The organism is Bradyrhizobium sp. 1200_D9_N1_1, assembly GCF_052075915.1.
GTDB classification, from domain to species: Bacteria; Pseudomonadota; Alphaproteobacteria; order Rhizobiales; family Xanthobacteraceae; genus Bradyrhizobium; species Bradyrhizobium diazoefficiens.
In genome coordinates this window covers 8,079,682-8,105,326 of sequence record NZ_CP197226.1, presented here as the reverse complement: position 1 = coordinate 8,105,326, position 25,645 = coordinate 8,079,682, and the positions used below count along the sequence as shown (strand labels likewise).

Annotated in this window: 18 protein-coding genes and 9 pseudogenes; 22 read left to right on the top strand and 5 right to left on the bottom strand. The window is 60.9% G+C overall.

The features are described 5' to 3' along the window. Positions 1–179: 179 nt before the first annotated feature. The 11 genes from AB5K84_RS38295 to AB5K84_RS38245 are packed head-to-tail and all read left to right on the top strand — an operon-like array spanning position 180 to position 8,603. A complete protein-coding gene (locus AB5K84_RS38295; protein WP_026312858.1) occupies positions 180–680 on the top strand; it encodes a nodulation protein NolB in 501 nt (166 codons plus the stop codon). An 8-nt stretch (positions 681–688) separates the two neighbouring features. Further along, positions 689–1,552: a type III secretion system inner membrane ring lipoprotein SctJ gene (gene sctJ / locus AB5K84_RS38290; RefSeq protein WP_011084621.1), complete on the top strand. Its 864-nt coding sequence runs from the start codon at positions 689–691 to the stop codon at positions 1,550–1,552. 11 nt (positions 1,553–1,563) lie between these two features. Beyond that, complete coding sequence (locus AB5K84_RS38285) at positions 1,564–2,202, top strand: nodulation protein (protein WP_011084622.1); 639 nt, start codon at positions 1,564–1,566, stop codon at positions 2,200–2,202. Next, a complete protein-coding gene (gene sctL / locus AB5K84_RS38280; RefSeq protein ID WP_011084623.1) occupies positions 2,199–2,819 on the top strand; it encodes a type III secretion system stator protein SctL in 621 nt (206 codons plus the stop codon). The genes AB5K84_RS38285 and sctL overlap by 4 nt, the downstream gene beginning before the upstream one ends. Then, a complete protein-coding gene (gene sctN / locus AB5K84_RS38275; RefSeq protein WP_011084624.1) occupies positions 2,816–4,171 on the top strand; it encodes a type III secretion system ATPase SctN in 1,356 nt (451 codons plus the stop codon). The genes sctL and sctN overlap by 4 nt, the downstream gene beginning before the upstream one ends. Beyond that, entirely contained in the window at positions 4,147–4,683 is a 537-nt protein-coding gene (locus tag AB5K84_RS38270) for a hypothetical protein (RefSeq protein ID WP_011084625.1), read from the top strand. The genes sctN and AB5K84_RS38270 overlap by 25 nt, the downstream gene beginning before the upstream one ends. Next, positions 4,680–5,801 carry a type III secretion system cytoplasmic ring protein SctQ gene (gene sctQ, locus AB5K84_RS38265; RefSeq protein ID WP_011084626.1) on the top strand — a complete coding sequence of 374 codons (1,122 nt, stop codon included), beginning with the start codon at positions 4,680–4,682 and terminating at the stop codon, positions 5,799–5,801. The genes AB5K84_RS38270 and sctQ overlap by 4 nt, the downstream gene beginning before the upstream one ends. After that, on the top strand, positions 5,794–6,459 hold the full coding sequence (gene sctR, locus AB5K84_RS38260) for a type III secretion system export apparatus subunit SctR (RefSeq protein ID WP_011084627.1): 666 nt from the start codon (positions 5,794–5,796) through the stop codon (positions 6,457–6,459). Before sctQ ends, sctR begins: the two co-directional genes overlap by 8 nt. A 2-nt stretch (positions 6,460–6,461) precedes the next feature. Next, positions 6,462–6,737 (top strand): EscS/YscS/HrcS family type III secretion system export apparatus protein, encoded by a 276-nt coding sequence (locus AB5K84_RS38255; protein ID WP_011084628.1) that lies wholly within the window; start codon positions 6,462–6,464, stop codon positions 6,735–6,737. A gap of 10 nt (positions 6,738–6,747) precedes the next feature. Beyond that, a complete protein-coding gene (gene sctT / locus AB5K84_RS38250) occupies positions 6,748–7,569 on the top strand; it encodes a type III secretion system export apparatus subunit SctT (RefSeq protein WP_011084629.1) in 822 nt (273 codons plus the stop codon). Further along, positions 7,566–8,603 (top strand): EscU/YscU/HrcU family type III secretion system export apparatus switch protein, encoded by a 1,038-nt coding sequence (locus AB5K84_RS38245; RefSeq protein WP_011084630.1) that lies wholly within the window; start codon positions 7,566–7,568, stop codon positions 8,601–8,603. Before sctT ends, AB5K84_RS38245 begins: the two co-directional genes overlap by 4 nt. 9 nt (positions 8,604–8,612) lie before the next feature. On the opposite strand, the gene AB5K84_RS38240 is transcribed toward AB5K84_RS38245, so the two are convergent. Then, positions 8,613–9,373, bottom strand: a protein-coding gene (locus AB5K84_RS38240) for an IS5-like element ISBj2 family transposase (protein WP_110115815.1) whose coding sequence is annotated in 2 segments (ribosomal slippage) — positions 8,613–9,034 and positions 9,034–9,373 — 762 coding nt in all. Because the reading frame shifts where the segments join, the coding sequence is not laid out codon by codon here. A 129-nt stretch (positions 9,374–9,502) separates the two neighbouring features. Between AB5K84_RS38240 and AB5K84_RS38235 the strand changes: the two are divergent. Next, positions 9,503–10,296 (top strand): annotated as a pseudogene (locus AB5K84_RS38235) (IS630 family transposase); the annotation flags it as partial. A gap of 254 nt (positions 10,297–10,550) precedes the next feature. Here the strand turns inward: AB5K84_RS38235 and AB5K84_RS38230 are convergent. Then, a pseudogene (locus AB5K84_RS38230) lies at positions 10,551–10,880 on the bottom strand (transposase); the annotation flags it as partial. Positions 10,881–11,205: 325 nt separating this feature from the next. Between AB5K84_RS38230 and AB5K84_RS38225 the strand changes: the two are divergent. From AB5K84_RS38225 to AB5K84_RS38205, 5 genes and pseudogenes are all read left to right on the top strand, one after another. Further along, positions 11,206–12,227: pseudogene (locus AB5K84_RS38225) on the top strand (IS110 family transposase). Positions 12,228–12,461: 234 nt separating this feature from the next. Beyond that, a pseudogene (locus AB5K84_RS38220) lies at positions 12,462–12,620 on the top strand (IS630 family transposase); the annotation flags it as partial. Between the two features lie 324 nt (positions 12,621–12,944). Continuing rightward, complete coding sequence (locus AB5K84_RS38215; RefSeq protein ID WP_011084514.1) at positions 12,945–14,009, top strand: IS630-like element ISRj1 family transposase; 1,065 nt, start codon at positions 12,945–12,947, stop codon at positions 14,007–14,009. Between the two features lie 1,003 nt (positions 14,010–15,012). Continuing rightward, positions 15,013–15,414, top strand: coding sequence for a hypothetical protein (locus AB5K84_RS38210; protein WP_011084637.1), 402 nt, complete (start codon positions 15,013–15,015; stop codon positions 15,412–15,414). An 834-nt stretch (positions 15,415–16,248) separates the two neighbouring features. Further along, the gene (locus AB5K84_RS38205; RefSeq protein WP_011084638.1) at positions 16,249–16,455 is read left to right on the top strand and encodes a hypothetical protein; all 207 of its coding nucleotides are present in this window, start codon (positions 16,249–16,251) and stop codon (positions 16,453–16,455) included. 129 nt (positions 16,456–16,584) lie between these two features. Here AB5K84_RS38205 and AB5K84_RS38200 read toward each other — a convergent pair. Then, a pseudogene (locus AB5K84_RS38200) lies at positions 16,585–17,448 on the bottom strand (IS5-like element ISBj2_B family transposase); the annotation flags it as partial. Between the two features lie 190 nt (positions 17,449–17,638). On the opposite strand from AB5K84_RS38200, the gene istA (AB5K84_RS38195) reads away from it, so the two are divergent. Both istA (AB5K84_RS38195) and istB (AB5K84_RS38190) read left to right on the top strand, forming a co-directional pair. Beyond that, positions 17,639–19,153 carry an IS21-like element ISBj11 family transposase gene (gene istA / locus AB5K84_RS38195; RefSeq protein WP_038973741.1) on the top strand — a complete coding sequence of 505 codons (1,515 nt, stop codon included), beginning with the start codon at positions 17,639–17,641 and terminating at the stop codon, positions 19,151–19,153. Further along, entirely contained in the window at positions 19,150–19,959 is an 810-nt protein-coding gene (gene istB, locus AB5K84_RS38190; RefSeq protein WP_018270204.1) for an IS21-like element ISBj11 family helper ATPase IstB, read from the top strand. Before istA (AB5K84_RS38195) ends, istB (AB5K84_RS38190) begins: the two co-directional genes overlap by 4 nt. Positions 19,960–20,040: 81 nt before the next feature. Here the strand turns inward: istB (AB5K84_RS38190) and AB5K84_RS38185 are convergent. Continuing rightward, positions 20,041–20,574, bottom strand: a pseudogene (locus AB5K84_RS38185) (transposase); the annotation flags it as partial. Positions 20,575–21,199: 625 nt separating this feature from the next. Here AB5K84_RS38185 and istA (AB5K84_RS38180) point away from each other — a divergent pair. Together istA (AB5K84_RS38180) and istB (AB5K84_RS38175) are read left to right on the top strand one after the other, a co-directional pair. Then, positions 21,200–22,576 (top strand): annotated as a pseudogene (gene istA / locus AB5K84_RS38180) (IS21-like element ISFK1 family transposase); the annotation flags it as partial. Between the two features lie 8 nt (positions 22,577–22,584). Beyond that, positions 22,585–23,294 (top strand): annotated as a pseudogene (gene istB / locus AB5K84_RS38175) (IS21-like element ISFK1 family helper ATPase IstB). Positions 23,295–24,086: 792 nt separating this feature from the next. On the opposite strand, the pseudogene AB5K84_RS38170 reads toward istB (AB5K84_RS38175), so the two are convergent. After that, positions 24,087–24,527 (bottom strand): annotated as a pseudogene (locus tag AB5K84_RS38170) (transposase); the annotation flags it as partial. Between the two features lie 371 nt (positions 24,528–24,898). Between AB5K84_RS38170 and AB5K84_RS38165 the strand changes: the two are divergent. Beyond that, entirely contained in the window at positions 24,899–25,549 is a 651-nt protein-coding gene (locus tag AB5K84_RS38165) for a reverse transcriptase domain-containing protein (RefSeq protein ID WP_236842182.1), read from the top strand. Positions 25,550–25,645 lie beyond the last annotated feature (96 nt).

Genomic DNA, 25,645 nt, shown 5'->3' with positions numbered 1-25,645 from the left:
TTGACGCCTTCCGCTCATTATGAAGTTAGAGTTTCGCCGCAGCTTGGAAGCCAAACGTGATCATTAGATGACCAAGTCAACCTGATCTCCGTCAGGTTTTCGTCAGCTCGGCAGCCTATGAACTTGATCGGTTCATCGGCTAAAGCTTAGGTCATCAAACCAGCACAATGACACACTCCATGTTGTTAGGCGCAACGCCGATCCCTCCCAGTTCAGCCGGTTGTCTTTCCGGTGCCTGCTCTCCGGCAGCTGCTGGCGAGCAGGCGCGTTTCGAGCAGTCCCTGGCGCAAGTAGCTCCCAATCAGGGGTCTGCTTTCCCGACCGCGAATCCACCCGCAGCGACTCCTCCGATATTGGAGGTCCAGCGCACGAATGTGCTGGCAAGTCCGCCGGGCGACCGAATCCTCCAAACCCTTTCCGGCATCTACCAGGGTCGAGCCGTTTCTCCGGCGATTGCGCCGGCTGTCGTAAATGGGGTGCAGCCTGGGCCGGCTGCGCAGCCACTTTTGCCGGCGGATAACGCCGGAGCCAATGCGGCTGTTAAGCCGGTTGGAGCTGATTTCGAATCGATGATGACGAATCTGCGAGACGTCTACAAAGACGTTGTTCAGGTTTCCCTCGTCTCCAAGGGCACCAGCGCCGTCAGCTCGTCGCTAAACAAGCTGCTATCGGCCGGCTGAGTAAGCTGATGACTGGCGATATGAAGAGGGGGAGCTCCGGCGGCCGTCAATCGTGGCGACGGCTTCGCGTGTTTCTTGCTATGCCCCTTCTCCTCTCGCTGATCGGCTGTAAGACCGATCTCTACACCAAAATTCAGGAGCGCGAGGCTAATGAGATGCTCGCGCTTCTCCTTGGCAAGGGCGTTGATGCTGTCCGTGTTGTCGCCAAGGACGGAACCAGCACAATCCAGGTCGAGGAAAAGCAGCTCGCTTATTCGATTGACCTGCTCAATGTTGAGGGGCTGCCGCGCCAATCCTTCAAGAATCTCGGCGAGGTGTTCAAGGGATCGGGCCTCGTTGCCTCGCCGATCGAGGAGCGGGCACGATACGTTTATGCTCTAAGCGAAGAATTGTCGCGCACGATCAGCGATATAGATGGCGTCCTTTCAGCACGCGTTCACGTCGTTCTGCCGAAGAACGACTTGTTGCGGCAAGGTGCGACCCCATCCTCGGCATCGGTCTTCATTCGACATGGCTCCAGCGCGAGGCTTTCGGCACTATTGCCGCAGATCAAGATGCTCGTCGCAAACAGCATTGAAGGGCTGTCCTATGACAAGGTCGCCGTTGTCTTCGTGCCGGTCGAGCGCGCTCCAGTCGAGCAGTCTGCCGGTCCGGGAGTCCCTGTGGCTCAGTCAGCAAGAGCCGGCTCATCGCCGTTACTTGCGCTTGCTGTAGGAAGCGCCGGAGCGGTATTCGGCATCGTCGCTTGCGTATTGCTGGGCCCGCGCATGCGTCAGTTTGGAAAATCATCGCGTAAGCTGAGCGTGTTCGGTAGGGGCTCGCGCCTGTCTGCTGACCAAGCGGCGGGCAAGATGATTGCTGATGCGTCATAGTCTGGACGCTCATGCCGCCATCAATGTCAACCACAGCCACAAAAACCAATCGCTCGTTCACGCTCGCAGCCGATCGGCTGCGCGAGCTTGCTGCCTCGGCCGATCCCGGTCGTTTCGCCGGGCTTCTTGACCCGCTGCTTTCACCTTCCACTTTGGCTCGGCTACAGCAGAGTGCCAGGCTACAGCCAAGGCTCGCCGAACTGCTTTTGGGCAGCAAGGGGGAGGTGAGCTGCGGCGACTGGAGCGAAGATGCTCTCCTGGGGCATGATCCGCGGCGGGCTGCGCTGCTCGCGGGCGGCATTTGGCATGCACGCTCCATCCTCAAGCTGTTCTCCAGGCACGATCTGCCTGTGTTGGTGGAGTTGATCGGTGCCGAGGCGCATGCTTTCGCAGTCCGGCATTTATCCTGCGCCGTCGCAACGGCCCCGATCGCCGATCCAGAGCAATTGTCCCGACAGATCGAATATGACGGGCATGCTTGTCTCGGCGCTTGGCTCGAAGAGACTTCATCGCTTGCTCGTATCCGCGTGCTTCTACGCTTGCCCGCTGGGACGGCCGCCGAGAGCTCAACTGCCGAGCACCGTAGCGCAGCAGGCCCGCTGCTTTCCCTCGTCATGGCTCATTTGCGCACTGAGGATGCTGGGGCATGACGGCCGATGCCCTCGCACCACCCGCGGCCCCGAAGATTCGGGCTCTTGGACCGCTGATCCCAGCTGCGCAGCTTGAGATCTGGCACGATGCCATACAGGCGCTGGCCGCTGCCGAGCGGCATCTGCAGCGGGTTCGAGGGTGGGCACGCCTGGCTTATGAGCGGGAACGTGCGCAGGGCCGCGCCGAGGGTGCAAAGGCTGGCGCAGAGGAAATGGCCCGGCTGATTGCGCAGGCGACTTGTGAACTGGCCCAACGCAAGGCGGTTCTGGAGCGGGAATTGCCGCAACTGGTCTTTGAGATCGTTCGCGATCTGCTTGGCGCATTTGATTCGGGCAAGATGCTGGTCCAGTGCGTTCGTCATGCCATCGAGCAAAGATATAAAAACACGGAGGTCTGCCTTCACGTATCCCCACTGAAAGCCGACCTGCTAGCCAGTGAGTTCAAGGATTATGACGGACTTGAGGGCCGGCCGAAGCTCAGGATTGAGGCGGATCCGGCGCTGAGCGCGGACCAATGTGTTTTATGGAGCGAGTTCGGCAACGTCGATCTTGGGCTTGCCGCGCAGCTGCGCGCGCTGCGCCTCGGCTTTGGCTTGACGGAGGAAGCTGAATCGTGACCGTGCAACGACCGACCCATCATGCCGCGGCCGCAGAAGGAACCGTAAAGGCCGCACTCTCATCCTTAAGATCTTCCGCCAAGCACATCGATACACGCGCTGTCCGCGGCCGGATCACGCGGGCCGTGGGCACGCTGCTGCACGCCGTCTTGCCGGAGGCCAGGGTCGGAGAACTGTGCTTATTGCAGGATCCTCGCAGCGGATGGTCGCTCGAGGCCGAGGTAATCGGTCTGTTGCCGGATGGGGTGTTACTCACGCCCATCGGGGACATGGTGGGGCTGTCCAATCGCGCAGAGGTGGTGACGACCGGGCGAATGCAGGAAGTGGCTGCCGGCCCCGATTTGCTCGGCCGCGTGATCGACAGTTTTGGCCGGCCGCTCGACGGCAAGGGCCCTATAAAAGCCGGCGAAGCCAGACCGCTGCGCGGCAGGGCGCCTAATCCGATGAAACGGCGCGCGATTGAACAGCCGTTCCCGCTCGGCGTCCGTGTCCTGGATGGTCTTCTCACATGCGGAGAAGGTCAGCGGATCGGAATTTATGGTGATGCCGGTTGCGGCAAGTCGACGCTGATGTCGCAAATCGTAAGAGGCGCAGCGGCCGACGTCACTATCGTTGCGCTGATCGGCGAGCGCGGTCGAGAGGTGCGTGAATTCATCGAACGTCATCTTGGCGAAGCCCTTCACCGTTCCGTCGTTGTGGTGGAGACTTCCGACCGTTCGGCGATGGAGCGGGCCCAATGCGCCCACATGGCGACAGCGCTAGCCGAATATTTTCGTGATCAGGGCCTTCGCGTCGTTCTGATGATGGATTCTTTGACGCGCTTTAGCCGCGCCATGCGTGAAATCGGACTTGCCGCAGGAGAACCGCCGACCCGGCGCGGATTTCCGCCATCCGTTTTTGCACTGTTGCCGGGCTTGTTGGAGCGCGCCGGCATGGGCGAGCATGGCTCCATTACGGCCTTCTATACTGTGCTTGTCGAAGGTGACGGCACGGGTGATCCGATAGCGGAAGAATCACGCGGCATCCTCGATGGCCACATTATTCTCTCCCGCGCGTTGGCCTCCCGGGAGCATTTTCCGGCGATCGACGTGTTGTCGAGCCGCAGCCGCGTCATGGATGCGATCGTGTCCGTGCCGCATCGCAAGGCGGCATCCTTTTTCCGTGATCTGCTGTCACGGTACGCTGAGGCCGAGTTCCTGATCAAGGTCGGTGAATACAAACAAGGCTCTGATCCGCTGACCGATCGGGCGATCGCCTCGATCGAGCAACTGCGGGCCTTTCTGCGCCAGGGGCAGGGTGAGGCGTGCAGCTTTGAGGAGACGATCGCATGGATATCGCGTCTGACCGCCTAAGTCCCGTTCACGCCTCGAAGCTGCGGCTCGTAAAGGACATGCGGGAGCGAAGCGCCATTCGTGAATTGTCTAACATGGAAGCCAAGCGCCACCTTGCGATCCAAGCTGTCCAACGAGCTTTCGAGCATCTTACACATGCCGAAGAGCGCCGGGCAAAGCTCGAGGCAGAGCTCTATCGGGAGATGCTAGCAGCCGATGCGATGTCTGTTTGCGAGCTGCAGCGGCGCTATCATCTCATCATCGGCCGGCTCACAGACGAGATTGCAGCGGCGCAGCAGGTTCTTGAAAATGCCCGTGCTGCTCAGGCGCAAGCTGAGACTGCGGTTCTTGAGGCGAGGGCCGTTTGGGCCAGGCGTTCAGCGGCGAGCCAGAAATGGCGTGAGATTGATCAAGACGTTCGGCGCACCACGAGTGCTCATTTCGAAGCCGCCGCCGAAATCGAAGCTGATGATGAAGTCTTGCTCCGCTACCGGCGCGGCCCGTCAGGGCAGACGGGAGGTGAGCCAGCATGATTGCAGATCCTCTCACGCGCGAGCTCGGGGCCTGCGGCGCGGAAGCCGCACCGGCCTCGGACCGGCCGGCTGAGCGCGCAGCCTTCATGCCGTCGCTGATCCTGTCGCACGCAGTGGCCTCGTGGCTTAACGAGATCACAGCGTTGCGTGCGCCTCTACAAGGCCTCCTCGGCGAGAAGCCGCTATCTGTGCGCGTGAGCCGGACCGTCTGGCAGGCGGAGCCGGCTGCGGCACCGATGCTCGACTGCGTCTTCGAAGTAGAAGGTGAAACCTTGATCCTGTCCTTGCCGGGTAAGCTTGCGGAAGCGCTGGTTCGGACCGTGCAGAATGGGCTTACCTTACCTTCTGAGCCGGCGCGTTCGCTGGTCCTGGAACTTGCGCTTGAACCCTTGCTTGCTGCGCTGGAAAGAATGACGCAGCGGAATCTGCAGCTTGTTCGCACCGAGGAAGCGCGGAGTACGCAGCCTTATCTTGAATTTGACGTCGCCTATGGTGAGCTCGCCAGCAAGGCTCGGCTGCTTCTATTCTCTCCGTTCGACGGTCCGGTGCCTCCGGCTTTCACCGTCCTCGGCGAGCTGCTCGGCCGATTACCGCGACAGGCGGCCAGGCTGCTTTCCGAACTCCCGGTCATCGTTGCAGGCCATATCGGCTCGCTCCGCGTCGCGATCGGCGTTCTTCGCCAAGCAGAGCAAGGCGATGCGCTGCTCCCGGACACAATTCCACTCGCGCGAGGCCAAATTGTTCTCGTTGCAGACCGATTGTGGGCCCCTGCAGAGATTGGCGGCGACAGGCTGGTGCTGCGAGGACCATTCCGCTTGCGATCCCACCCTCTAAAAAGTGAAGATGTGATGCCCCAAAACCAGATGCAACAGCAGCCCCCGTCAGAGGCGGATATCGACAGCATCGAGATCACACTCGTATTCGAATGTGGCCGCTGGCCGATGCCGTTGGGAACCTTGCGAACCATCAACGAAGGCCACGTGTTCGAACTTGGCCGGCATCTTGACGGGCCGGTCGATATCGTTGCGAACGGCCAACGTATCGGCCGAGGCGACATCGTGCGGATCGGCGAGGAGCTCGCCGTCAGGTTACGCGGCAGGTTGGCGCTTAATGACTGAAATTCAACCCAGCATCCTGGCGCTTCTTGCAATAACGGTCGGCCTTGGTCTCCTGGCCTTTGCTGTCGTCACAACTACAGCCTTTATCAAGGTCTCGGTTGTTCTCTTCCTCGTGCGCAATGCGCTAGGAACTCAATCGATACCGCCGAACATCGTCCTTTACGGAGCGGCACTCATCCTGACCGTCTTCATCAGCGCTCCAGTCTTCGAGCAGACCTATAACCGCCTTACCGATCCGCAACTTCGCTACCAGAGTTTCGATGACTGGGTGATGGCCGCCAAGGAGGGACAGGAGCCGCTGCGTGTTCATTTGAAGAAATTCACCAATGAAGAGCAGCGCCGCTTCTTCCTGTCATCCACCGAACATGTCTGGTCGGAGGAGATGCGCGGCAGCGTAACGGCAGATGATTTCTCAATTCTTGTGCCGTCGTTCTTGATTTCCGAACTCAAGCGGGGCTTCGAAATCGGTTTTCTTCTCTATCTTCCCTTCATCACGATCGATCTGATTGTCACCACGATTTTGATGGCCATGGGTATGTCGATGGTATCCCCCACAGTGATATCTGTCCCCTTCAAGCTCTTTCTGTTCGTCACTATCGACGGCTGGTCACGTCTCATGCACGGGCTAGTACTAAGCTACACCACGCCAGGAGGTTGACCATGAACGAAGCCAGCATCCTTACGCACCTCAGTCAATCGCTCGTGCTCTTCATGATCTGGGTTCTGCCGCCGTTGCTCGCAGCTCTGATCTCCGGACTGATCATTGGCCTTATCCAGGCGGCAACTCAGCTCCAGGACCAAACCCTGCCACTGACGGTCAAGCTTCTGGTTGTCGTCGCCGTGCTCGCCGGTTTTTCCCCGGTTCTCAGCGCCCCGCTGATCGACCAGGCCGAGCGCATCTTCAGCGAGTTTCCGGCACTCACCGCAAGATACTAGCAGAGCTTGGATGGCTGGCCTGTCACCCGCAGAGGCGCAAGTTCTCGTTCAGGGCTCGATCGAATTCGTCGCCGCAACCGGCCTGAGTGCGGCCCGCGCCCTAGGCATCATGCTGGTGCTTCCTGTCTTCACCCGGCCGCGTATCAGCGGCCTCATTCGGGGAAGCCTGACGATTGCGATTGGCCTGCCTTGCCTTGCTCAGATCAAGCTCGGTCTGCAGGCCTTGGACCCGAACACGCGCTTGGTTAGCGTTACCATGCTTGGCGTGAAGGAGGTGTTCGTCGGTCTGATGCTCGGCATCCTGCTCAGTATTCCACTATGGAGCATACAGGCAGTCGGCGACATCATCGATACCCAACGAGGAATTTCAAGCCAAGTTGCGGGGGAGGATCCCGCGACGCACAGCCAAGCGACTGGAACCGGGCTCTTTCTCGGTGTTACGGCGGTGACGATCTTCGTTCTGGTCGGCGGGCTGCAGACCATGGTGAGCGGCCTTTATGGCAGCTACCTAGTGTGGCCTGTCTATCAGTTTTTGCCTGCCTTGACAGTGCAAGGGGCAATGGAGTGTCTTGCCCTTCTCGATCGTATCATGATGACGACCTTGTTGGTCGCCGGGCCGGTTCTGGCCCTGCTGTTGCTGGTGGATATCTCGGTCATGATGCTCGGCCGTTTTGCATCTCAGCTCAAGATGAACGATCTCTCTCCGATGATCAAGAATGTTGCATTCGGGGTCATTATGGTCAGCTACACCGTCTATCTGCTCGAATATGCCGGTTCTGAAATCCTGACCTCGAACGACATGCTCGATCATCTGAGGAAGCTGTTGAAATGAGCTCTACGAGTGAGGAGAAAAAGCTTCCTCCGACGCCCAAGAAGCTGCGCGATGCGCGCAAGAAGGGGCAGAGCGCGCGCAGCTCCGATCTAGTGAGCGGCGTCAGCGCCTGTGCCGGTTTCGGCTGTCTGTGGTGGCGAGCGGGTGCCATTGAGGACAAGTGGCAGGAGACGGTCCGGCTGGTCGATAAACTGCAGGAGCAGCCGTTCACAAGCGCGGTGCCACAAGCGCTCAGCGGCTTGCTAGAACTTTCGATTGCCACTGTCGCTCCGTTGCTCGCCGCTGCCGTGACAGCAGCTCTTCTGGCCAATGTCCTGGCCAATGGCGGCTTTATGTTTGCTTCGGAGCCGCTCAAGCCGAAGCTCGAGAAACTCGATCCCATCAAAGGCTTGAAGCGTATCGTCTCGAAACGTTCGGCCATCGAGCTTGGCAAGACCCTGGCTAAAGTGGTTTTGCTTGGTGCGATCTTCTTTTTAACCGTGACCGCGAGCTGGAAAGCGCTGGTGTACCTGCCAGTCTGCGGCATGGGCTGTTTTGGTTTCGTCTTCACCGAGGTTAAACTGCTGATTGGCATTGCCGCTGGAGCTTTTCTGGTCGGCGGATTGGCTGACCTTCTAATCCAGCGTTGGTTGTTTATGCAGGACATGCGCATGACGGAAACGGAGGCCAAGCGGGAGAACAAGGAACAGCAAGGCAATCCGCAGGTGAAGCGCGAGCACCGGCGGCTGCGGCAAGAGTCGGCAAACGAGGCTCCACTCGGCATCAGCCGGGCCACGTTGATATTGCGGGGACCGGCAACGTTGATTGGTCTGCGCTATGTTCGCGGCGAGACCGGTGTGCCGGTGTTGGTCTGCCGTGGCGAGGGTGAAGCTGCTTCACAGCTGCTTGGTGAGGCGCGCGCGCTTCGCCTCAACATTGTGGAGGACAATGTTCTGGCGCGTCAGCTGCTCGGCAAGGCAAGGCTCGGCAACCCGGTGCCTTCGCAGTATTTCGAGTCAGTCGCAAAAGCGCTCTATGCGGCGGGGCTAGTCTAGGGTCCAGACTCAATTGAGCCAATATGCGACGAGAGCGGCGAGATGAACAGCGGCCAAAAAATTACGGGCGAGCTTGTCATATCGCGTGGCGATGCGCCGGAAGTCCTTGAGCCTGCAAAAGCAGCGTTCGATGACATTTCGTCCTTTGTAGGCGCGTTTGTTGAAGCGATGGATGACGACACGGTTAGATTTATTGGGGATTACGGGCTTGGCGCCACGACGAATGATTGCGCCGCGAAGCTTGTCGCCATCATACCCTTTGTCGGCGAGGAGCACGCTCATGGGTGGCGCGAGCGCCAGGACATCGGGAGCCGCAGCGATATCGGCATCCTGGCCTGGAGTCAGATGCAGGACGACCGGCCGGCAGAGCGGATCGCTCAGCGCATGGATTTTTGTCGTGCGGCCTCCGCGCGAGCGGCCGATTGCTTGATTGTGCTCCCCCCTTTTCCGCCGGAGGCACACCGGTGAGCTTTAATCGAGGTCGAGTCGAGCGACAGTACGACGCCGTCTTCGCCAGGCTTGGCCAGCGCTTCGAAGATTGCGCACCATCGTCCTCGCTTGGCCCAGCGATTGAAGCGATTGTAGATCGTCGTGTAAGGGCCGTATTCACGTGGACAATCACGCCATCGTGCACCCGATTGCAGCATGTGAATGATGCCGCTGACGATGCGTCGGTCGTCGTCCCGATCCGGCCCCGTCAGTCCCCTCGGCAGATGCGGTTCGATACGCGCCCATTGCCTGTCGTTCAGCCAAAACAAACCAGCGCGCATTCTCTCGCCCCCGAATCAACACGTAGGCAAGAGAATCACGTGGCGCTATTTAGGTACAGACCCTAGTCATCCGGAACGCAAGTTCGTCGCATTGGTTGATAGCTTGAATCTCGAGAGAGGAGAGCGCTTGTGGCGAATGCAGGTGGGAAAGGCCGGCCGATCGCGCCGTTGGTGCTGAGTCCGCAGGAGCGGGCGTACTTGGAGAGGCAAGTTCGTCGTCATCGTGCTGCGCGGTTGCTTTCCTGAGCGATGCCGCGCGATCCTGCGGTGGGCGGATGGCTTGCCAAGCAAGTCTGTGGCTGCCGAACTCGGCCTCCACGAACACACCGTTGGCAAGTCGCGCCGCCGATTTTTGAAGGATCGCTGTGATGGCTTGCTTGACGAGGCACGCCCTGGCCGCCCTCGCACCATCAACGACGATCAGGTTGCCGCCATGATCGATCGCACGCTGCGTACGACGCCGGCCGAGGCGACGCAATGGTTGATCCGCTCGATGGCTGCGGAAACTGGCTTTTCCCGCACCACGATCCGCCGAATGTGGTCGGCGTTCGGCTTGCAACCGCACCGTAGCCAGACATTCAAGTTGTCGAGCGATCCGCGGCTCGTCGACAAGGCACGCGACATCGTCGGCTTTACCTGTCCCCGCCGAACCGAGCCCTTGTCCTCAGCATCGATGAGAAAAGCCAGATTCAGGCACTCGATCGCGAGCAGCCGGTCTTGCCAATGATGCCCGGCATACCGGAGCGTCGTACGCACAGCTATGTGCGGCATGGTGCGACCACGCTGTTTGCCGCGCTCGATGTCGCCTCGGGGTTCGTCATCGGCAAATGCTACAAGCGCCACCGGGCAGTCGAGTCTTGAAGTTTTTAAAAGAGATCGATGCTCAAGTTCCTGAAGGCCTCGATGTCCATATCGTCATGGACATGTGTAGACGCCCCCGTTGGTGCAAGAAGAATCTTTCGAAGAGTGCGGAGCGTGGTCGGGCGCTGACATGTGTTCGGCCTTTTGTTGCGGCTGCCACATGCCGCTGGCCCGTATGGGAGTTCGCGGAACGGGTCCAATTCAACTTCGCGTGCTCGAGGCGCGTATCCATGATCTGGTTTTCCCATTCCTGTCTCGTGACCGTGCGCCATACTCTCCGGTTGACCTTCTCACACTCACGGTCCCTGCCGCGGAACTACTTCGCCGCAGCCGGAGCCCGATAGGTTCCGCCTCTCGCCATCAATGCCCAGACGATGCGCGCCATCTTGTTAGCGAGGGCGACGATCACCAGCATGGGCGGCTTGAGGGCAAGCATGCGCGCAAGCCAAGAATCCGCTGTCGAGTCTTTGCGCATTGCCCAGCGCACGGCCGCGCTCGCGCCGATGATCAGTAGTCGTCGCAGGGTTCGTTCGCCCATACGTGACGTCTTGCCGAGCTTCTGCTTGCCTCCGGTGGAGCGCTGCAGCGGGGTAAGCCCCAGCCATGCCGCAAAGTCGCGTTGCGACCGTGCACGTCGGCTGCGCGGCAAGACATTTAAGGATCTGATCCCGGCGCAGCTTCTTGCGGAAAAGCACGGTTCCTGATGCATCCGCGCCGTGCATCTGGAACACATTCTTCGCCAGATCCAACGCGATTATGCTAAATTCCGACATGGACGCCTCCGTTCAAGTGATGGTCAACGACACCACTTTGGCACAGCGATGCCGTGAGGGGGCGTCCACATGGGGTAATCGCAGGAGCGTGTTGCCCTAAAGACAATCAATAGTCTTGGAGGGTGGCTGTTCCCCGATAGGATGGAAATACGGGCTCACGACTGGACGCCGGGCCCAAGCATCGAATGGAGAACAGCCATGGAAGAGTATATCGGTCTCGATGTGTCGATGAAAGAGACGGCGGTCTCGATCCGTCGAGCAGGTGAACGGATCTGGCGCGGCAAGTGTGCATCTGATCCCAGTGTCATCGCCGCGCTCATCCGCAAGCGGGCGCCGGCCGTGAAACGCGTGGTGTTCGAGACGGGACCGCTGTCGGTATGGTTCTATCATTCTTTGCGCACCGAAGGATTGCCGGCGATCTGCGTCGATGCGCGCCATGATAAAGCGGCGCTCGATATGGCGGCGAACAAGACGGACGCGAACGACGCCGATGGTCTGGCGCAGCTCGCGGAAGTCGGGTTCTTTCGTGAGGTGCGCGTGAAGGGATTCAACAGCATGCTGACCCGCACGCTTGTCGCGGCGCGCACGCGGCTGGTCCGGATCACCACCGAGCTTTCGAACCAGATCCGCGGCGTCATGAAGACCTTCGGTCTGCTTGTTCCCGCCGGAAAGGGAAGCACCTTCGAGAACGTCCGGAACCTTCTGGCTGATCAGGACGGACTTGCATCCATCGTGCTTCCGATGCTGGAAGCCTGGCGTGGCATTCGCATCCGCGCCGCCGAACTCGGTCGCCAGTTGGTTCGGGATGCGCGCGAGAGTCAGGCCTGCCGCATCCTCATGTCGATTCCGGGCATCGGTGCGATCACCGCAACCTCTTTTGCCACAGCTATTGAGGAGCCTGACAACTTTAGGAAATCCCGATCTGTTGGCGCGTGGATCGGCCTGACAACGCGCCGCTACCAATCCGGAGAAGTCGATTATGATGGCCATATATCCCGACGTGGCGACCGCCATTTGCGTGGGCTTCTCTATGAAGCGGCAGCGGTCATTCTGACGCGCAGCTCAACCGACAGCGCTCTGCGGACGTGGGGACGGCATCTCCGGGAGAGGATCGGCTTCAAAAGAGCCGCCGTGGCTGTGGCACGGAAACTGGCGGTGATAAGCATACGATGCTTAAGACCGGCGAGCTGTTCAATCCGAATGCCGGAGCTGCCGCATAAGCTCGGATAGCGTTCAGAACCTGAACGCCTAAGGTATCCCTGCCAGGACGTGAGCCGAGCCATTCCGCTGATGGGGTTGCACTGCTGACTCAGCAAAGTGCGTCGTCCACATTGAAGGCTCGTCCGCGAAGCTCCATCATGCGGCGACCAATGTCGACCGCGAAGACAACCACGCACCCGGCAGCGTCTCTTGACGAAACTAAATGCTTGACGTCCCAGCAGCGATTAGACGACACCTCCGTCGGGCAACTCGAGGCCGACATCTGCACCTTCATCCACCTGCACAACCAAAACCCGAAGCCCTTCAAATGGACCAAGTCCGCAGACCAGATTTTGGCTTCCGTCAAACGCTTCTGCCACAAAACCCAGCAGACTTTATGTGGCGAACATTAGATTCACGTGACTAGGTCGTCCTGTCCTGACGCTGCGATCTGCAGGCTGGCGCTCAATCGATGCTCGCATCTTCCGCGAGGCGCCGATGCGCTCGCCCGATAGCCTCTGGGCCGCGGCCTCGCCGACCGGATCACCGGATCAGCTGCGGCGCCAAGCGCAACAACTTGTTCGCCCATTTCGGGAGCTTCAGCGCCTACACCCTCGAGGACGTCGACTTGTACCACCTTGGCTAGGGGACCCTGCCACTCGGTTGACAAGCCGGTAGTGCTGATCGTCAACTAGTACCCACTTTTCTTGGAACGTGAGTCGTGATTCAAGGTCGGGATGATACCCGAAGCAAGAGAAGTCCACCTTTCGAGGAAAGATCGCAAGGTGCTTGAGGCGTGCTGTCGCTCACCGGTGACGTTGCAGCGCGATTTGAAGCGGGCGCGGATAGTTCTGTTGGCGGCGGATGGGCGCAGCACCCGGTCGATCGCCAAGGAAGTTGGGGTCCAGCCGCGGATTGTCAGCCTTTGGCGGCATCGCTATGCCGACCATGGCCTTGAAGGGCTGCAAGACAAGCCGCGGCCTGGCAAGCAGCCGATCTATACGAAGACGACCGACAAGCGGATTCTGAAGCTGCTGGATAAGCCGCCACCGCAAGGGTTTGCGCGCTGGACCGGCCCCCTGCTGGCCGAGGCGCTGGGCGATGTCGATGTCCAATATGTCTGGCGGTTCCTGCGCAGCCACAAGATTGACCTGGTGGCTCGCAAGTCCTGGTGCGAGAGCAACGACCCGAACTTTACGGCCAAAGCCGCCGATGTTGTCGGCCTCTATGTCGCGCCGCCGGCGAAGGCCATTGTGCTGTGCGTGGACGAGAAGCCCTCGATCCAGGCTTTGGAGCGAGCGCAGGGTTATCTGAAGTTGCCCAATGGCCGCGCCTTAACCGGCCAAAGCCACGATTACAAGCGGCATGGCACCACAACATTGTTTGCGGCGCTCGAAGTCGCCACCGGAAAGATCATCGCGACCCATTCAAAACGCCGGCGCCGCGTCGAGTTTCTCGATTTCATGAACAGCGTCACCGCGACTTTTCCGAACCGCAAGCTTCACGTCATCCTCGACAACCTCAACACCCATAAAAAGAACGAGGACTGGCTCAAGGCCCACCCCAACGTGCAATTTCATTTCACGCCGACAAGTGCGTCATGGCTCAATCAGGTCGAAGTATGGTTTTCCATCTTGCAGGGGCAGTCGCTCAGCGGCACCTCCTTCACGAGCCTCAAGCAGCTTCAGGAACACATCGATGCCTACGTCAACGCATACAACGACAGAGCCGAGCCCTTCGTCTGGACCAAGAAAAAGGTCCGTCAACGCCGTTTCAAAGGCCGCCGTATCACTCAGCTCTGATTCCGGGTACTAGGGACGGTGCCATCTGGAGCATGTCTCTGGTCGTCTATCTCGAGCCGCGCTGCTACAAGTTCATACGATCACAGCGTTTATACGTCTCAAGATCGGCCCGAGTGCCACATTGCGCCGCACACGTTCGAGAGCCACAGGACGTAAGCCTGCGTGCGAGAGAAAAAGCAAGCCTCCAGCTAAACTCGAGACGCAAGGGTATTGCCGCCATTGTCCATCAACGCCGTTTTCCCGCGCGGGGTGCTTGCAACGTCTATTGCTTCACCTAACCCAACCCGCTAGCTGACACCGGACAAGCTTCGCCGAACATCGCAAGTTTGCGCCGGCAGTTAGCTCGTCGTATCGAAGCATGGATTTCGCATTCGGTCGGCAAGAACCTCTGGATGATCCCGTATAGCGGTGCCGCGGCGGTTAAGTGCCTGGCGGTCGCCTGGTTGCGCGAGCCGCCGAGATGGTTCTAATAGATCATATACGCCAGCCGGCCGAATCGGCTTCCAGCCGTCGAGGGCATCCACCGCGATTCAAAGTCGCTTTCATGTGGCCCGTCCAGAAGCGCTCGTTGGCTCAGAGGGCAGGGCCGTCAACAGGCCGAGCAGGCTGCCAGTGAAGCCTTCGAAGCAGGGTAGAAGCGATCGCCCGTTCCAGCGGCTTGGAGAATCTTAAACAATTATTGAATGTTGATTGCTGCTCCATGTACGTGCGCTCACCGACTTTGCCGCCGCCAGCCATCTACGCGCAGCCGGCACCATCCTCCATCCGATCGCCCCAGTTCTCAGCCTCTGGGCCGGCACCGGTGGGCAAAGCGACAGCACACGGACGCGCGCTTTACAGCCTATGGGCTCTGGCCGTATCGCGTTCACTGCCTCCTTTGCTGCCACGTTACCAAATGAGGTAGGTATCGCGTGTTGGCAATTGTGGTACCTTGTAGGGGATGATCGAAATGAGCGGCGAACAACTTAGTACGTTATAAGCCCTTCAAGCTAGGAGATCTCGAATGGCACCGAATGCAAGCGAAGACGAGAAACGCGAGCGGCGGCCACATGTCGGGCACGACCCGGCTCTGATATCTGGCGCTTCCGCCGATGGCGCTGGGAAATCTACGACAGCCGCATCGCCTATTCCATTTACTTTTCGGGAATGGCAGAGCTCGATTGAAGCGACAAGCAACCTGTTCGCTGCGGCCCTGAAGGACGGACTAGGTTTGGCGGCTTCCTCCCTGCACGATCAGGCCACCTTTCTGAAGGATATCGCGGACTCCAAAACTTCCTCGGAGCTGTTGCGGTGTCACCTGGATTTTCTGGAGAAATTCTGGTCGAGGTCGTTCAGCGCCGGCTCGAAGATATTGGATCATCTCAAGCCACAGCCATCACCCGCGGGAAGGCAGGCGCTTCACTGAGCTTGCGATAAGAGCCCGATCGCAGCTACTTCCTCCAGAGCCGAGGGCATATGTCGCCCACTGACGAGGGTGTGGGTCGCTTTAGTGGCTTCAGCTCACCCGCCAAATCCCACGATTGCTCTGAACTCAAGATGCCGCGAGTTATCTAAGATTCGTTTGCCATAGATACCTCTCTTTTTGTCGAATAGAGCTTTTCTTAGGCGGAGGCAGGCAACCGCTGTCCGCTCAAGGGGGCGCAGATCCGGTTGGCGGCCGATGCCGGGATGAGTGATGACGTGATCGCCACAAGCCTGGGCGTCGGCCACTTGGCGGTCTCCCACCCTTCGACGTTTTTGTCGAAGGCAACCTGGCGGAGAACCAGAGCGAAGAGCCGCCTACCGGGCAGAGCGCGAACTCAACGACAAGGAAGAGGCCCTTCTGGTGGCCACCGCCTGCGGCCCTCCGGCAGGCCGGGCGCTGGACACCGGAGCTGCTAGCTGGCGAATGCTCAGGCTGACGTGGTACCAAGCGTGCCGCCGGAACGTCGTTCTCACGCTTGACTGCAACTTGCCCACACGGGCCGCTTTCGTTTTGGGAATTGCCGGGTCTCGTCAGCTTTCAGTAAGCCAGCCCGGATACAGAGCCGTTGTGGTTAACGGGACGTGGCAGGGACAGCGCTATCTATCCAGAACGGTCAGCGCCGAGTCACGCTTTCCGCTAAACTCAACGGCAGCGCGGAGCGGCAGGGATAGTGCCTTTATCCAGCCCCCCAGGTCGGTAGGCGCCAGGCCGCGCCCGCGCTGTTTCCTGTCGCTGACCTTCTGTAGTCGGCTTTAAGCGTTCAGGGGGTGGAACATGGACGGCTTCAACTCAACATCCTCGCCTTATGCGCCGCAAGTGCGGCGCAACCAGCCGCTGCCAAGTTTGTCTCTTTATGTGCCCCCGAGCTGGCAGCAGGGAGATCCGTGGGCGCCGGAAGACCTCAAGTTGCGAATGGGTTTGCACAAGCTTCTGCCCCATCCGGATCTGAGCCAAATAAAAGTCTTACTCTCGGGGACGTGAACTAAACAGCCGGTATCGGGCCGCCAGGCTCGGAACACGAGATTTTTTTCCGCAGAAACTGAACTAGCTCCCGATTGAAGTCAGCCAAGGCGGCGAGTCGCCCGCGCTGCCTGCGATCCGAGTCGATCGTTAATAAGCCGAATTGGGCTGAACTGGACAGTTGAGCGTTGGCCAGAGTGAGAGCAGGAAGAGGGACAAAAGGTCTCTGAGCCAAGCCAGGACACGGCGGAGGTTGTGGCCAACGGCCGAGAGGAGAACGTTAGCGGCATCTCCGGCGCGGCCTTTGAGATAGCAGCGGCCAAGGTGACCTTCGTTCTTCATGTGTCCGATGATGGGCTCGATGGCGGAACGGCGGCCTAGCTCGCGCTTGATGACGCCGAAGACGCCGCGCTTCTGGCCCGAGATGAAGACGCGGCGGGGATTTTGTGTGTCGTGGCCGCGATATCCCTTGTCGACATAGGCCCGTTCGATCGGGCAGCCGGTGAGGCTCTCGGTGCGCTCGATGACGTTGCGAAGGGTGTGACCGTCGTAGGGGTTGTCCGGCAGCGAGCAGGCGTGGAGCACGAACAAGCCGCCCGGAGCTCTTTGGTTGTTGGTGACGATGGAGGCCTTCACGCAGAACTCATAGGGCGCGGCGGCCTTGCCCTTGCCGATGCACTCGACCTCCGGAGCATGGAAGGAATACAACTTCCAGCCGCGCTGGCGCTGCTGCTGCGAGCCGATCTGGGTGGCTCGGCTCAGCGGCAGGGCGAATGCCCCCTCCAATGCGGCCTGGCCCTCGGTCTTGCGGCGAATGTCGCGGATGATCCGGCCCAGCCGGCTGCGCAGGATGCGCAGCTGTCGCTGATGCCGGTTGAATTGTTTGGCATGAGCGTAGCGGCCCGCCATCATCGCCGCGCTTTTGGCCACGCGAACATAGGATTGCCGGAGCCTGACCCCGTGCTTCCTCGCCAGGCGGTTCAACCCGCGGATCGCTGCATGCAGCAGTGCCGCGCGGCGAACAGGATGGAAGTGGAGCGTCGACCATGATGAGAGGGCTACGCCGGGCTCGTGACGCAGGGAGGGCGTAGCCCGACCGGAGTTACGAGCCCGGCGTCGGCGCGATCCACAGCGGACCGCGCCGACTGGTGATCGCGGCCGGCTGGTTATGCAAGTGGTTCTTCCGCCAAGAGGAATCACTCGCGTGCCAGGCCGACACATTACCGATCACCAAATGAGGCTCTACATGAAGTACCGTCAGACCGATAGCCCACCCGTGGCCGCCGCCAAGGCTTCGTTCAGCACCTCGACCGCTTACCGGATCGAGAAGGATCGACGCCTTCCGTCGCAGAAGAAGGCTCCCCGCGGCCGTCGCCGGCCAGATCCCTTGGCCCGCGTATTTGAGACAGAGATCGCGCCGATGCTGAAGGCCGCCCCCGGTGTGCGGCCGGTCACGATCTTCGAGGAGTTGCTCCGACGCCATCCCGAGCTCGGCGCCGGCATCCGTCGCACGCTGGAGCGCCGGATCCGGGCCTGGCGGGCGATCCACGGCGAGGAGCAGGAGGTCATCTTCCGCCAGACCCACGAACCCGGTCAGCGCGGCCTGTCCGACTTCACCGACATGGGCGAATTGGGTGTCACGATCGCGGGCGTACCGCTCGACCATCGTCTCTATCACTTCCGGCTGGCCTATTCCGGGTTTGAGCACGCCCATGTCGTGCTCGGCGGTGAGAGCTTCGTCGCTCTGGCCGAAGGCCTGCAGAATGCCTTGTGGTCACTCGGTGGGGCGCCACGGGAGCATCGCACCGACAGCCTGTCGGCCGCCTTTTGCAATCTCGACCGCGACGCCAAAGACGATCTGACGCGGCGATACGAAGACCTCTGTGCCCATTACGGCATGCGGCCTTCCCGCAACAATCGTGGCATCGCCCACGAGAACGGGGCGATCGAGAGTTCGCATGGTCATCTCAAGCGAGCGATCGGCGACGCGCTGTTGCTGCGTGGCACCGCCGACTTCGACGATCTAGCTGCCTATCGTGGCTTCATCGATGAGATCGCCAGCCGCCGCAATGCCCGCAACGCCAAGCGGATCGACAGTGAACGTAGCGCACTTCAGGATCTGCCGGACCGCCGCACGTCGGACTATGAAGAGGTGATCGTCCACGTGACGTCGTCCGGCGGCTTCACCTTGCGCAAGGTGTTCTACACGGTGCCGTCGCGCTTGATCGGCCATCGGCTGCGGGTGCGCCTGTATGACGATCACCTCGACGTGTTTGTCGGCGGCACGCATCTCCTCACCTTGCCGCGCGGGCGGCCGCATCCCAATGGCAAGCACGATCAGGTCGTCGATTATCGGCACGTGATCCATTCCTTGCGGCGCAAGCCGATGGCGCTCCTCAACCTGGTCTACCGCGACCAGCTGTTCCCCCGGGAAGCTTACCGCCGAGCCTTCGACGTCTTGCGCAAACGCTTACCGGACAAGAAGGCCTGCCGGATCATGGTCGATCTCCTCGCACTCGCCCATGAGCGCGGTTGCGAGGCCGAACTCGCCAATCAGCTCACGGCTGACCTGAACGACGGCCGGCTGCCCGACCTCAACCGGCTACGTACTCACTTCGCCCCGGATCCCGCCCAGGTGCCGAACGTCGTGGTACGCCTCGCACCGCTCGCCACCTATGAATGCCTCATCGGTACCGCCGAGATCGGAGGCGCCGCATGAGCACAACCAACGTAGTCGACACCGCGCGCCTCAATCTGTTGCTCAACGAGCTGCGGCTGCCCGCCATCAAGGCGCTGTGGCCGCAATTTGCCGAGCAATCCGATAAAGAAGGCTGGCCGGCGGCGCGCTTCCTCGCCACCATTGCCGAGCACGAGATCGCTGAGCGCGGCCGCCGCCGCATCGAGCGCCATCTCGTCGAGGCGCGGCTGCCTACCGGAAAGACCTTTGACAGCTTCGACTTCGAGGCCGTGCCGATGATCTCCAAGGCGCAAATGACCGCACTCGCCGCCGGCGACGGCTGGCTCGGCAAGGGCGCCAATCTGCTGCTGTTTGGTCCGCCCGGTGGAGGCAAGAGCCACTTGGCGGCAGCAATCGGCTTGGCCCTCATCGAGAACGGATGGCGCGTCCTGTTCACCCGCACCACCGATCTCGTGCAGAAGCTCCAGGTGGCTCGCCGCGAGCTCAACCTCGAGGGCGCCATCAACCGCCTCGATCGCTTCGATCTCGTCATCTTGGACGATCTTGCCTATGTCACCAAGGACCAGGCCGAGACCAGTGTGCTGTTCGAGCTCATCAGCGCACGCTACGAGCGACGCTCTTTGCTGATCACCGCCAATCAGCCCTTTGGAGAATGGAACAAGGTCTTTCCGGACCCAGCTATGACCCTCGCGGCGATCGATCGCCTTGTTCACCACGCCACCATCGTCGAGATGAACGTCGAGAGCTATCGCAGGCGGACTGCCCTCGAGCGAAAGCGTGGTCCAGGGCGGCCACCGGAGCACGCGACACAAAAAACGCTCGCTTGATTGACGCTCCGCGACAATCAAAGCAAACAAAACTCTTGCGCGCGACAATCATCGCGGCGATCATCATCGCGCCGCGACACTGACTCGCCATCCTGATCGCCGCGCTCTTCCGACCCAGATCGTCGCGCTATACAGCAGCTTGGCGTCGGTCGGGAAGCTGATGGCCTTCGGTTGGACGGTCGTGTCGACCGTGACCCGCTTGAGGTCCTGGCTGCGCAACGCACCGCTCGCGTGCGCCACGCGAAGGCTCTCGGCCAACAACCGCTCCAGCTTGTCGCCGAGCCGCTTGCGCCAGTGGCTCAGGTCTGAGCGCTCATGCGGGAAAACGTGCTGGAAAAACTCTTCGCCGGTGAAGAACTGGAAGTACGGATCGTGGACCCAGCGCTCGCACACCCCCTCGTAGATGTGCTTGAGCAGCAGCAATCCGATCATGAAGCGGGTCGCGATACCCGGCCTGCCGTTGTCGCTGTAGAGCGGCGCGATCTCGCCGTCGATCCAGTCCCAATCGACCCTGCCGGCGAGCAGAACCAGCTCGTGTCGCATGTTGATGATCTGGTCCAGCCGGGACCGGAACAGATCGTTCGAGCCTGTCGTCCTGTGCTTCTTTGGTCGCATCGGTCCCTCCGATGCAGCACAGAATCACGGTTCGCAGCGGCAGGGAAATCCAAAATCGAAATTGCAGGTTTTTGCTGTGAAGCCCCAATCCCCTGCAATCTCAAATGCCGCCGCAACCGGAAAACAGACTCTCAATCAAGTGCTTGGAGGCTTGTTCACGGACAACATCCGAAGCTGATCGCCGAGACACGTGAGGCGACTACCAGTCCTGGGGCGAGAGCTTCGTCGCCCTGGCCGAGGGTCTGCAGAACGCGCTGTGGTCGCTCGGCGGGCCAGCGCGTAAGCATCGCACCGGGCCAAGGCCCGAGCCCGTATCAGAGTCCCGTGAATGGTGTCGTAGTTCAGGTATCCCTGCAACACGCGGCGGAGCCACGCGCCGGTATCAACGATGAACGCCTGGCGGCGGTTCGTTACGCCGTGTCGTATCGTGCCATCCTGGCATTGCGGGAGTCGATTGTCACCCGTCGGATTGTGATGCGCGTTTCGCGGGATCGTGAGCGCGGATTTCAGGGGATCGTGAGCAACGATTTCGCAGGATCGTGAGCAAGGCTTTCGGAGCCTTGCAGCGCTTCGGCCGACAACTCAACCGGCTTAGGGATGACCTCGTGGTTAACGAGGAAGTCCAATGCCTACCCAGAGATTGTCGATGCGCCGGATCAAGGAAGTCCTTCGGTTAAAACATTTTCAAGGCCTGCCAGAGCGGGCCATCGCGCGGAGCGTGGGCGTCAGCAACGGCGTTGTGCACAGCTACCTGAGCCGCGCCCGCTCTGCTGGGTTGAGCTGGCCGCTTCCGGAGGGAATGACCGATGAAGACCTGGAGCTTTTGCTTTTCCCGGCCCCACGACCAGCGTCTCAGAGCCCGCAGCGGCCGGTGCCCGACTGGAGCTACATCGATAAAGAGCTCCGCCGGCGCAACGTAACCCGTCGCCTGCTCTGGGAGGAGTATCGCGCCGTTAATCCCGACGGTTTCGGGTACACGTGGTTCTGCACTACCTACGAGGCCTGGAAGGGGCGGGTCCGACCTTCGATGCGGCAGATTCATCTGGGCGGCGAGAAGGTGTTCGTGGATTTCGCCGGCGACACCATCGACATCGTCGATCCCCTGACCGGGGAAGTGCAGCCGATGAAGCTGTTCGTCGCGGCGATGGGCGCTTCGAACTACACCTACGCCGAGGCCTGCCCCAGCGAGAGCTTGGCCGACTGGATCCGGGCCCACGTCAACTTGTTCACGTTTTTGAGCGGAACGCCGACGTTCGTGGTCTGCGACAACCTCAAAGCCGCCGTCAGCAACCCCGACCGCTACGATCCCGGCCTCAATCGCACTTATGCCGAGATGGCGAGCCATTACGGCACGGCCATTCTCGCCGCACGGCCGCGGCGCCCAAAAGACAAGGCGAAGGTCGAGGTCGCGGTGCAAATCGCCCAGCGCTGGATTCTGGCCCGGCTGCGCAATCAGCGCTTCTTTTCCCGGGCCGAGCTCAACGCCGCCATCAAGACACTCGTCGACGAACTCAATGCTCGTCAAATGCGTGGCTTCGGCTCAAGCCGCGCCGAACTGTTTGCCGAACTCGACAAACCCAAGCTAACCCCGCTGCCAGATCAGCCTTATGCCTTCGCACGCTGGAAGCGCTGCCGCCTCGCTCCCGATTATCATGTCGAGGTCGACGGCCATTGGTACTCCGCGCCGTATCGTCTGATTGGCGAGCTGGTCGATGCCCGTATCGACGATCGGACGGTCGAGATCTTCCACAAGGGCCAGCGGATCGCCAGCCATGCCCGCGCGCCCAACCGACGCGGACACACCACCATCGCCGACCACATGCCCAGCGCCCATCGCCGCTACGGCAAATGGACCCCCGCCGCGGTGATCGCCGCCGGCGAGCGGATCGGTCCTTCGACAGCAGCGTTTTTCCAGGCCGTGATCGACGCCCGGCCCCATCCAGAACAAGGCTTTCGAACCTGCCTTGGCATTCTGGCGCTCGTCAAAAGCTACGGCGCCGACTGACCGGAATGGCCAAGGCCTTCGAGGAGCAGCGCCGATCGCCCGATCTCGAAGCCCTGCCGTTCGAAGATCGCATCGGCCTGTTGGTCGACCGCGAAGCCGCCGAACGCGACACCAGGCGGCTCACCACGCGCCTCAAGATCGCCGCACTGCGCCAGACTGCTTGCGTCGAGGACGTCGATCTGCGCACCCCGCGGGGCATCGACCGCGCCGTTTTCGCCAAACTCGTCGAAGGTCGCTGGATCGATCGCCACGAGAATTTGCTCGTCACCGGGGCAACCGGCCTGGGCAAAAGTTGGTTAGCCTGCGCGCTCGGCCACAAGGCCTGCCGCGACAACCGATCAGTCCTCTATCATCGCGTTCCAAGGCTGTTCGAGGCGCTCGCGCTCGCGCGCGGAGACGGACGCTACGCCCGGCTCCTCAAAAGCCTCGGCCGCGCTCAGCTTCTGATTTTGGATGATTGGGGACTATCGGTGCTCACCGCCGCGGAACGCCGCGATCTGCTCGAAATCCTCGAGGACCGACATGGCCGCGCATCCACCATCGTCACAAGTCAGCTCCCGTGGACACCTGGCATGGAGCCATTGGGGACCCCACGGTCGCCGACGCCATTCTCGATCGCCTCGTCCACAACGCCCACCGCCTCCAGCTCACCGGAGAAAGCATGCGAAAACGCAGCGCCAAAACCATCACCCTTGACGGCCAACCAGAACACTGACTCTATCTCCCATCGGCCGTAGCGGGCTGCTCACGATCGTCTGAATTCAGTGCTCACGATCGCGCGAAATCGATGCTCACGATCCGTGAAATCCGCATTGTGAAGTGCGGATTTCGTTGGGTGCACCGCGCAGATGTGCGTGAACCCGAGGAAGTCGAACGTCTTCGGGCGGCGTTGCCCCGGCGCGAGAGGCGCTCGGCCGCGTACCGTCCAAATTCAGAATCCGGGTCTTCTCCTCATTTAGCGAAAGACCGAACTCCGCTATTCGCTCACGCAGGGCGTCGAGAAGGCGTAGGACCTCGGTTTTATTTCGAAGCCCATAAGACTGCCGCCGGCATAGCTGCCGCTGCTTCTCCACTCGTGGGTCCAGAGGTCGAAGACGTGATGCACATTCATATTTACGAAGAGCGGCGGGAGCACCGCCCGTTGCCGCGTACTTACTCGTGCTACGGGCTTCGATGTGAATTTTCATTGCACGCAAGGAACTCGCAACTGACGGCATTTCTGATTCTAGAGTGGCCAAGTTCAGAAACATGGCGAAGAAGCCCGCGCACTACATCGCACAGGCGAATCGAAAAAGATTCGGGATTAGCGGGATGAAGGAGATCGTCACGTGACAACGCCAGCGGTCAGCCGCTTGCGTATCAAATCAATCGCAAGAGCCGGAGGTCTGACGGAAGATGAGTTCCTGCCCGCCGCCGTGCATTGCCCGTCAGTAGCGGATCCGGCGCTGCAAGGAAGGCGCCGCGCTTTGGCAGGGGAGCGGAGCTGGTCGGCGACGCAGCGCCATTACGCCCGCGCGTCCTCGGCATCGTCCTGGGCGCACACCGTGGCGATGAAGGCGGAGACGAGGCGCCGTGCGCTCTTGCCGGCACGTGCCAGCGCATTGCGCATGAAGTGGACGCGGCAGCGCTAGTGGCGTTGAGAACTTCGCCGACCGTGGCCGTGATCCCTCATGAGTATCGGAGACGACGAGCCCGTAGCCCCGCAGGCCGCGGCGGACGAGCTTGCGCAGGAGCGCGGCCCAGAACGTCTCGGCTTCGGATGGGCCGACGTCAATGCCGAGCGCCTCACGCCGGCCGTCGCTGTTAACTCGACGCGATGGTCACCGCGACCGAGACGATGCGCCCCTGCTGACGCAGCTTCACGTACGTGGCCGATCCACAGATAGGGCCGATCGCCCTAGAGCGGGCGGTTGAGGAAGGCCTTCACGTTGTCGCCGATCTCACTGCACATGCCGCGCCGGTCATGCCTTCGACCACCAGCGCCATCAGCCGGAGGCCGAGTGTGTTCCCTAGTCACGAAGGCAGCATGAGCATCGTCGTTATGCGAGACGATGCCGCTCCGTCGGGGTCGATGGCCGCATCACGCATGGAAGGCAATCATCGGAACATGAGAGGCCCGATCGGGTCCACTGGATTGGTCTCCAGTGGGGGACAGCGGCGAGGCACTGCCAGAGCCGCGGTCCGAGCTGAGGTCGGGAGTCGGACTGGTCCATAGTACCTGTGAAGTCGTCGAAGGAAACGAGACGTATGGAGGGAAGGGGCCAGCCCGAGGGGAGCCCGCGCGAGAAGGCCAGGGTCCGGACACAGAGCCGGGTTGCCTTGCCGCCGAACCTCGATCGGGTGAACGCGGCGGCCAAGCGGGCTGCCCAAACCCAGTTCACGGCCTTGCTGCACCACATCGACGAGGACGCTCTGCTTCGGGCGTTTCGACGACAAAAGCGGCAGGCCAGCGCGGGGGTCGATGGGGTAACGATGGCGAAGTACGAAGAGGGGCTCACGGATAACATCCGCGACCTCTGCGGACGGGTCCACACTGGTCGCTACCGGCCACAGCCGGTGCGGCGAGTCTACATCCCCAAAGCCGATGGCGGTAAGCGGCCTCTCGGTGTGCCGGCGCTCGAGGACAAGATCGTCCAAAGCGCGGTGGCCGAGGTGTTGAGCGCCGTCTATGAGGCCGACTTCCTTGGGTTCTCCTACGGCTTCCGGCCGGGGCGGAATCCTCATATGGCGCTTGATGCCTTGCATACGGCGATCATGAGCCAGCGTGTGAACTGGGTGCTCGATGCCGACATACGCAGCTTCTTCGACTCGGTCGACCACGAGTGGCTGTTGCGGATGGTGGCGCACAGGATCGCCGATCCTCGCATCCTACGGCTCCTCGAGCTGTGGCTGCGGGCCGGTGTTCTTGAGAGCGGCGAGAAGCGAGAGACGGACAGGGGCACGCCGCAAGGGGCAGGCATGGCTCCCTGAACGCAAAAGATAACTTCCGCTTTGAACGCGTCATCGTCGGCTGGCGTGATAGAGCCGTTGTTGATTTGAGACGCAAAAGGTAATACCGTTATGTCA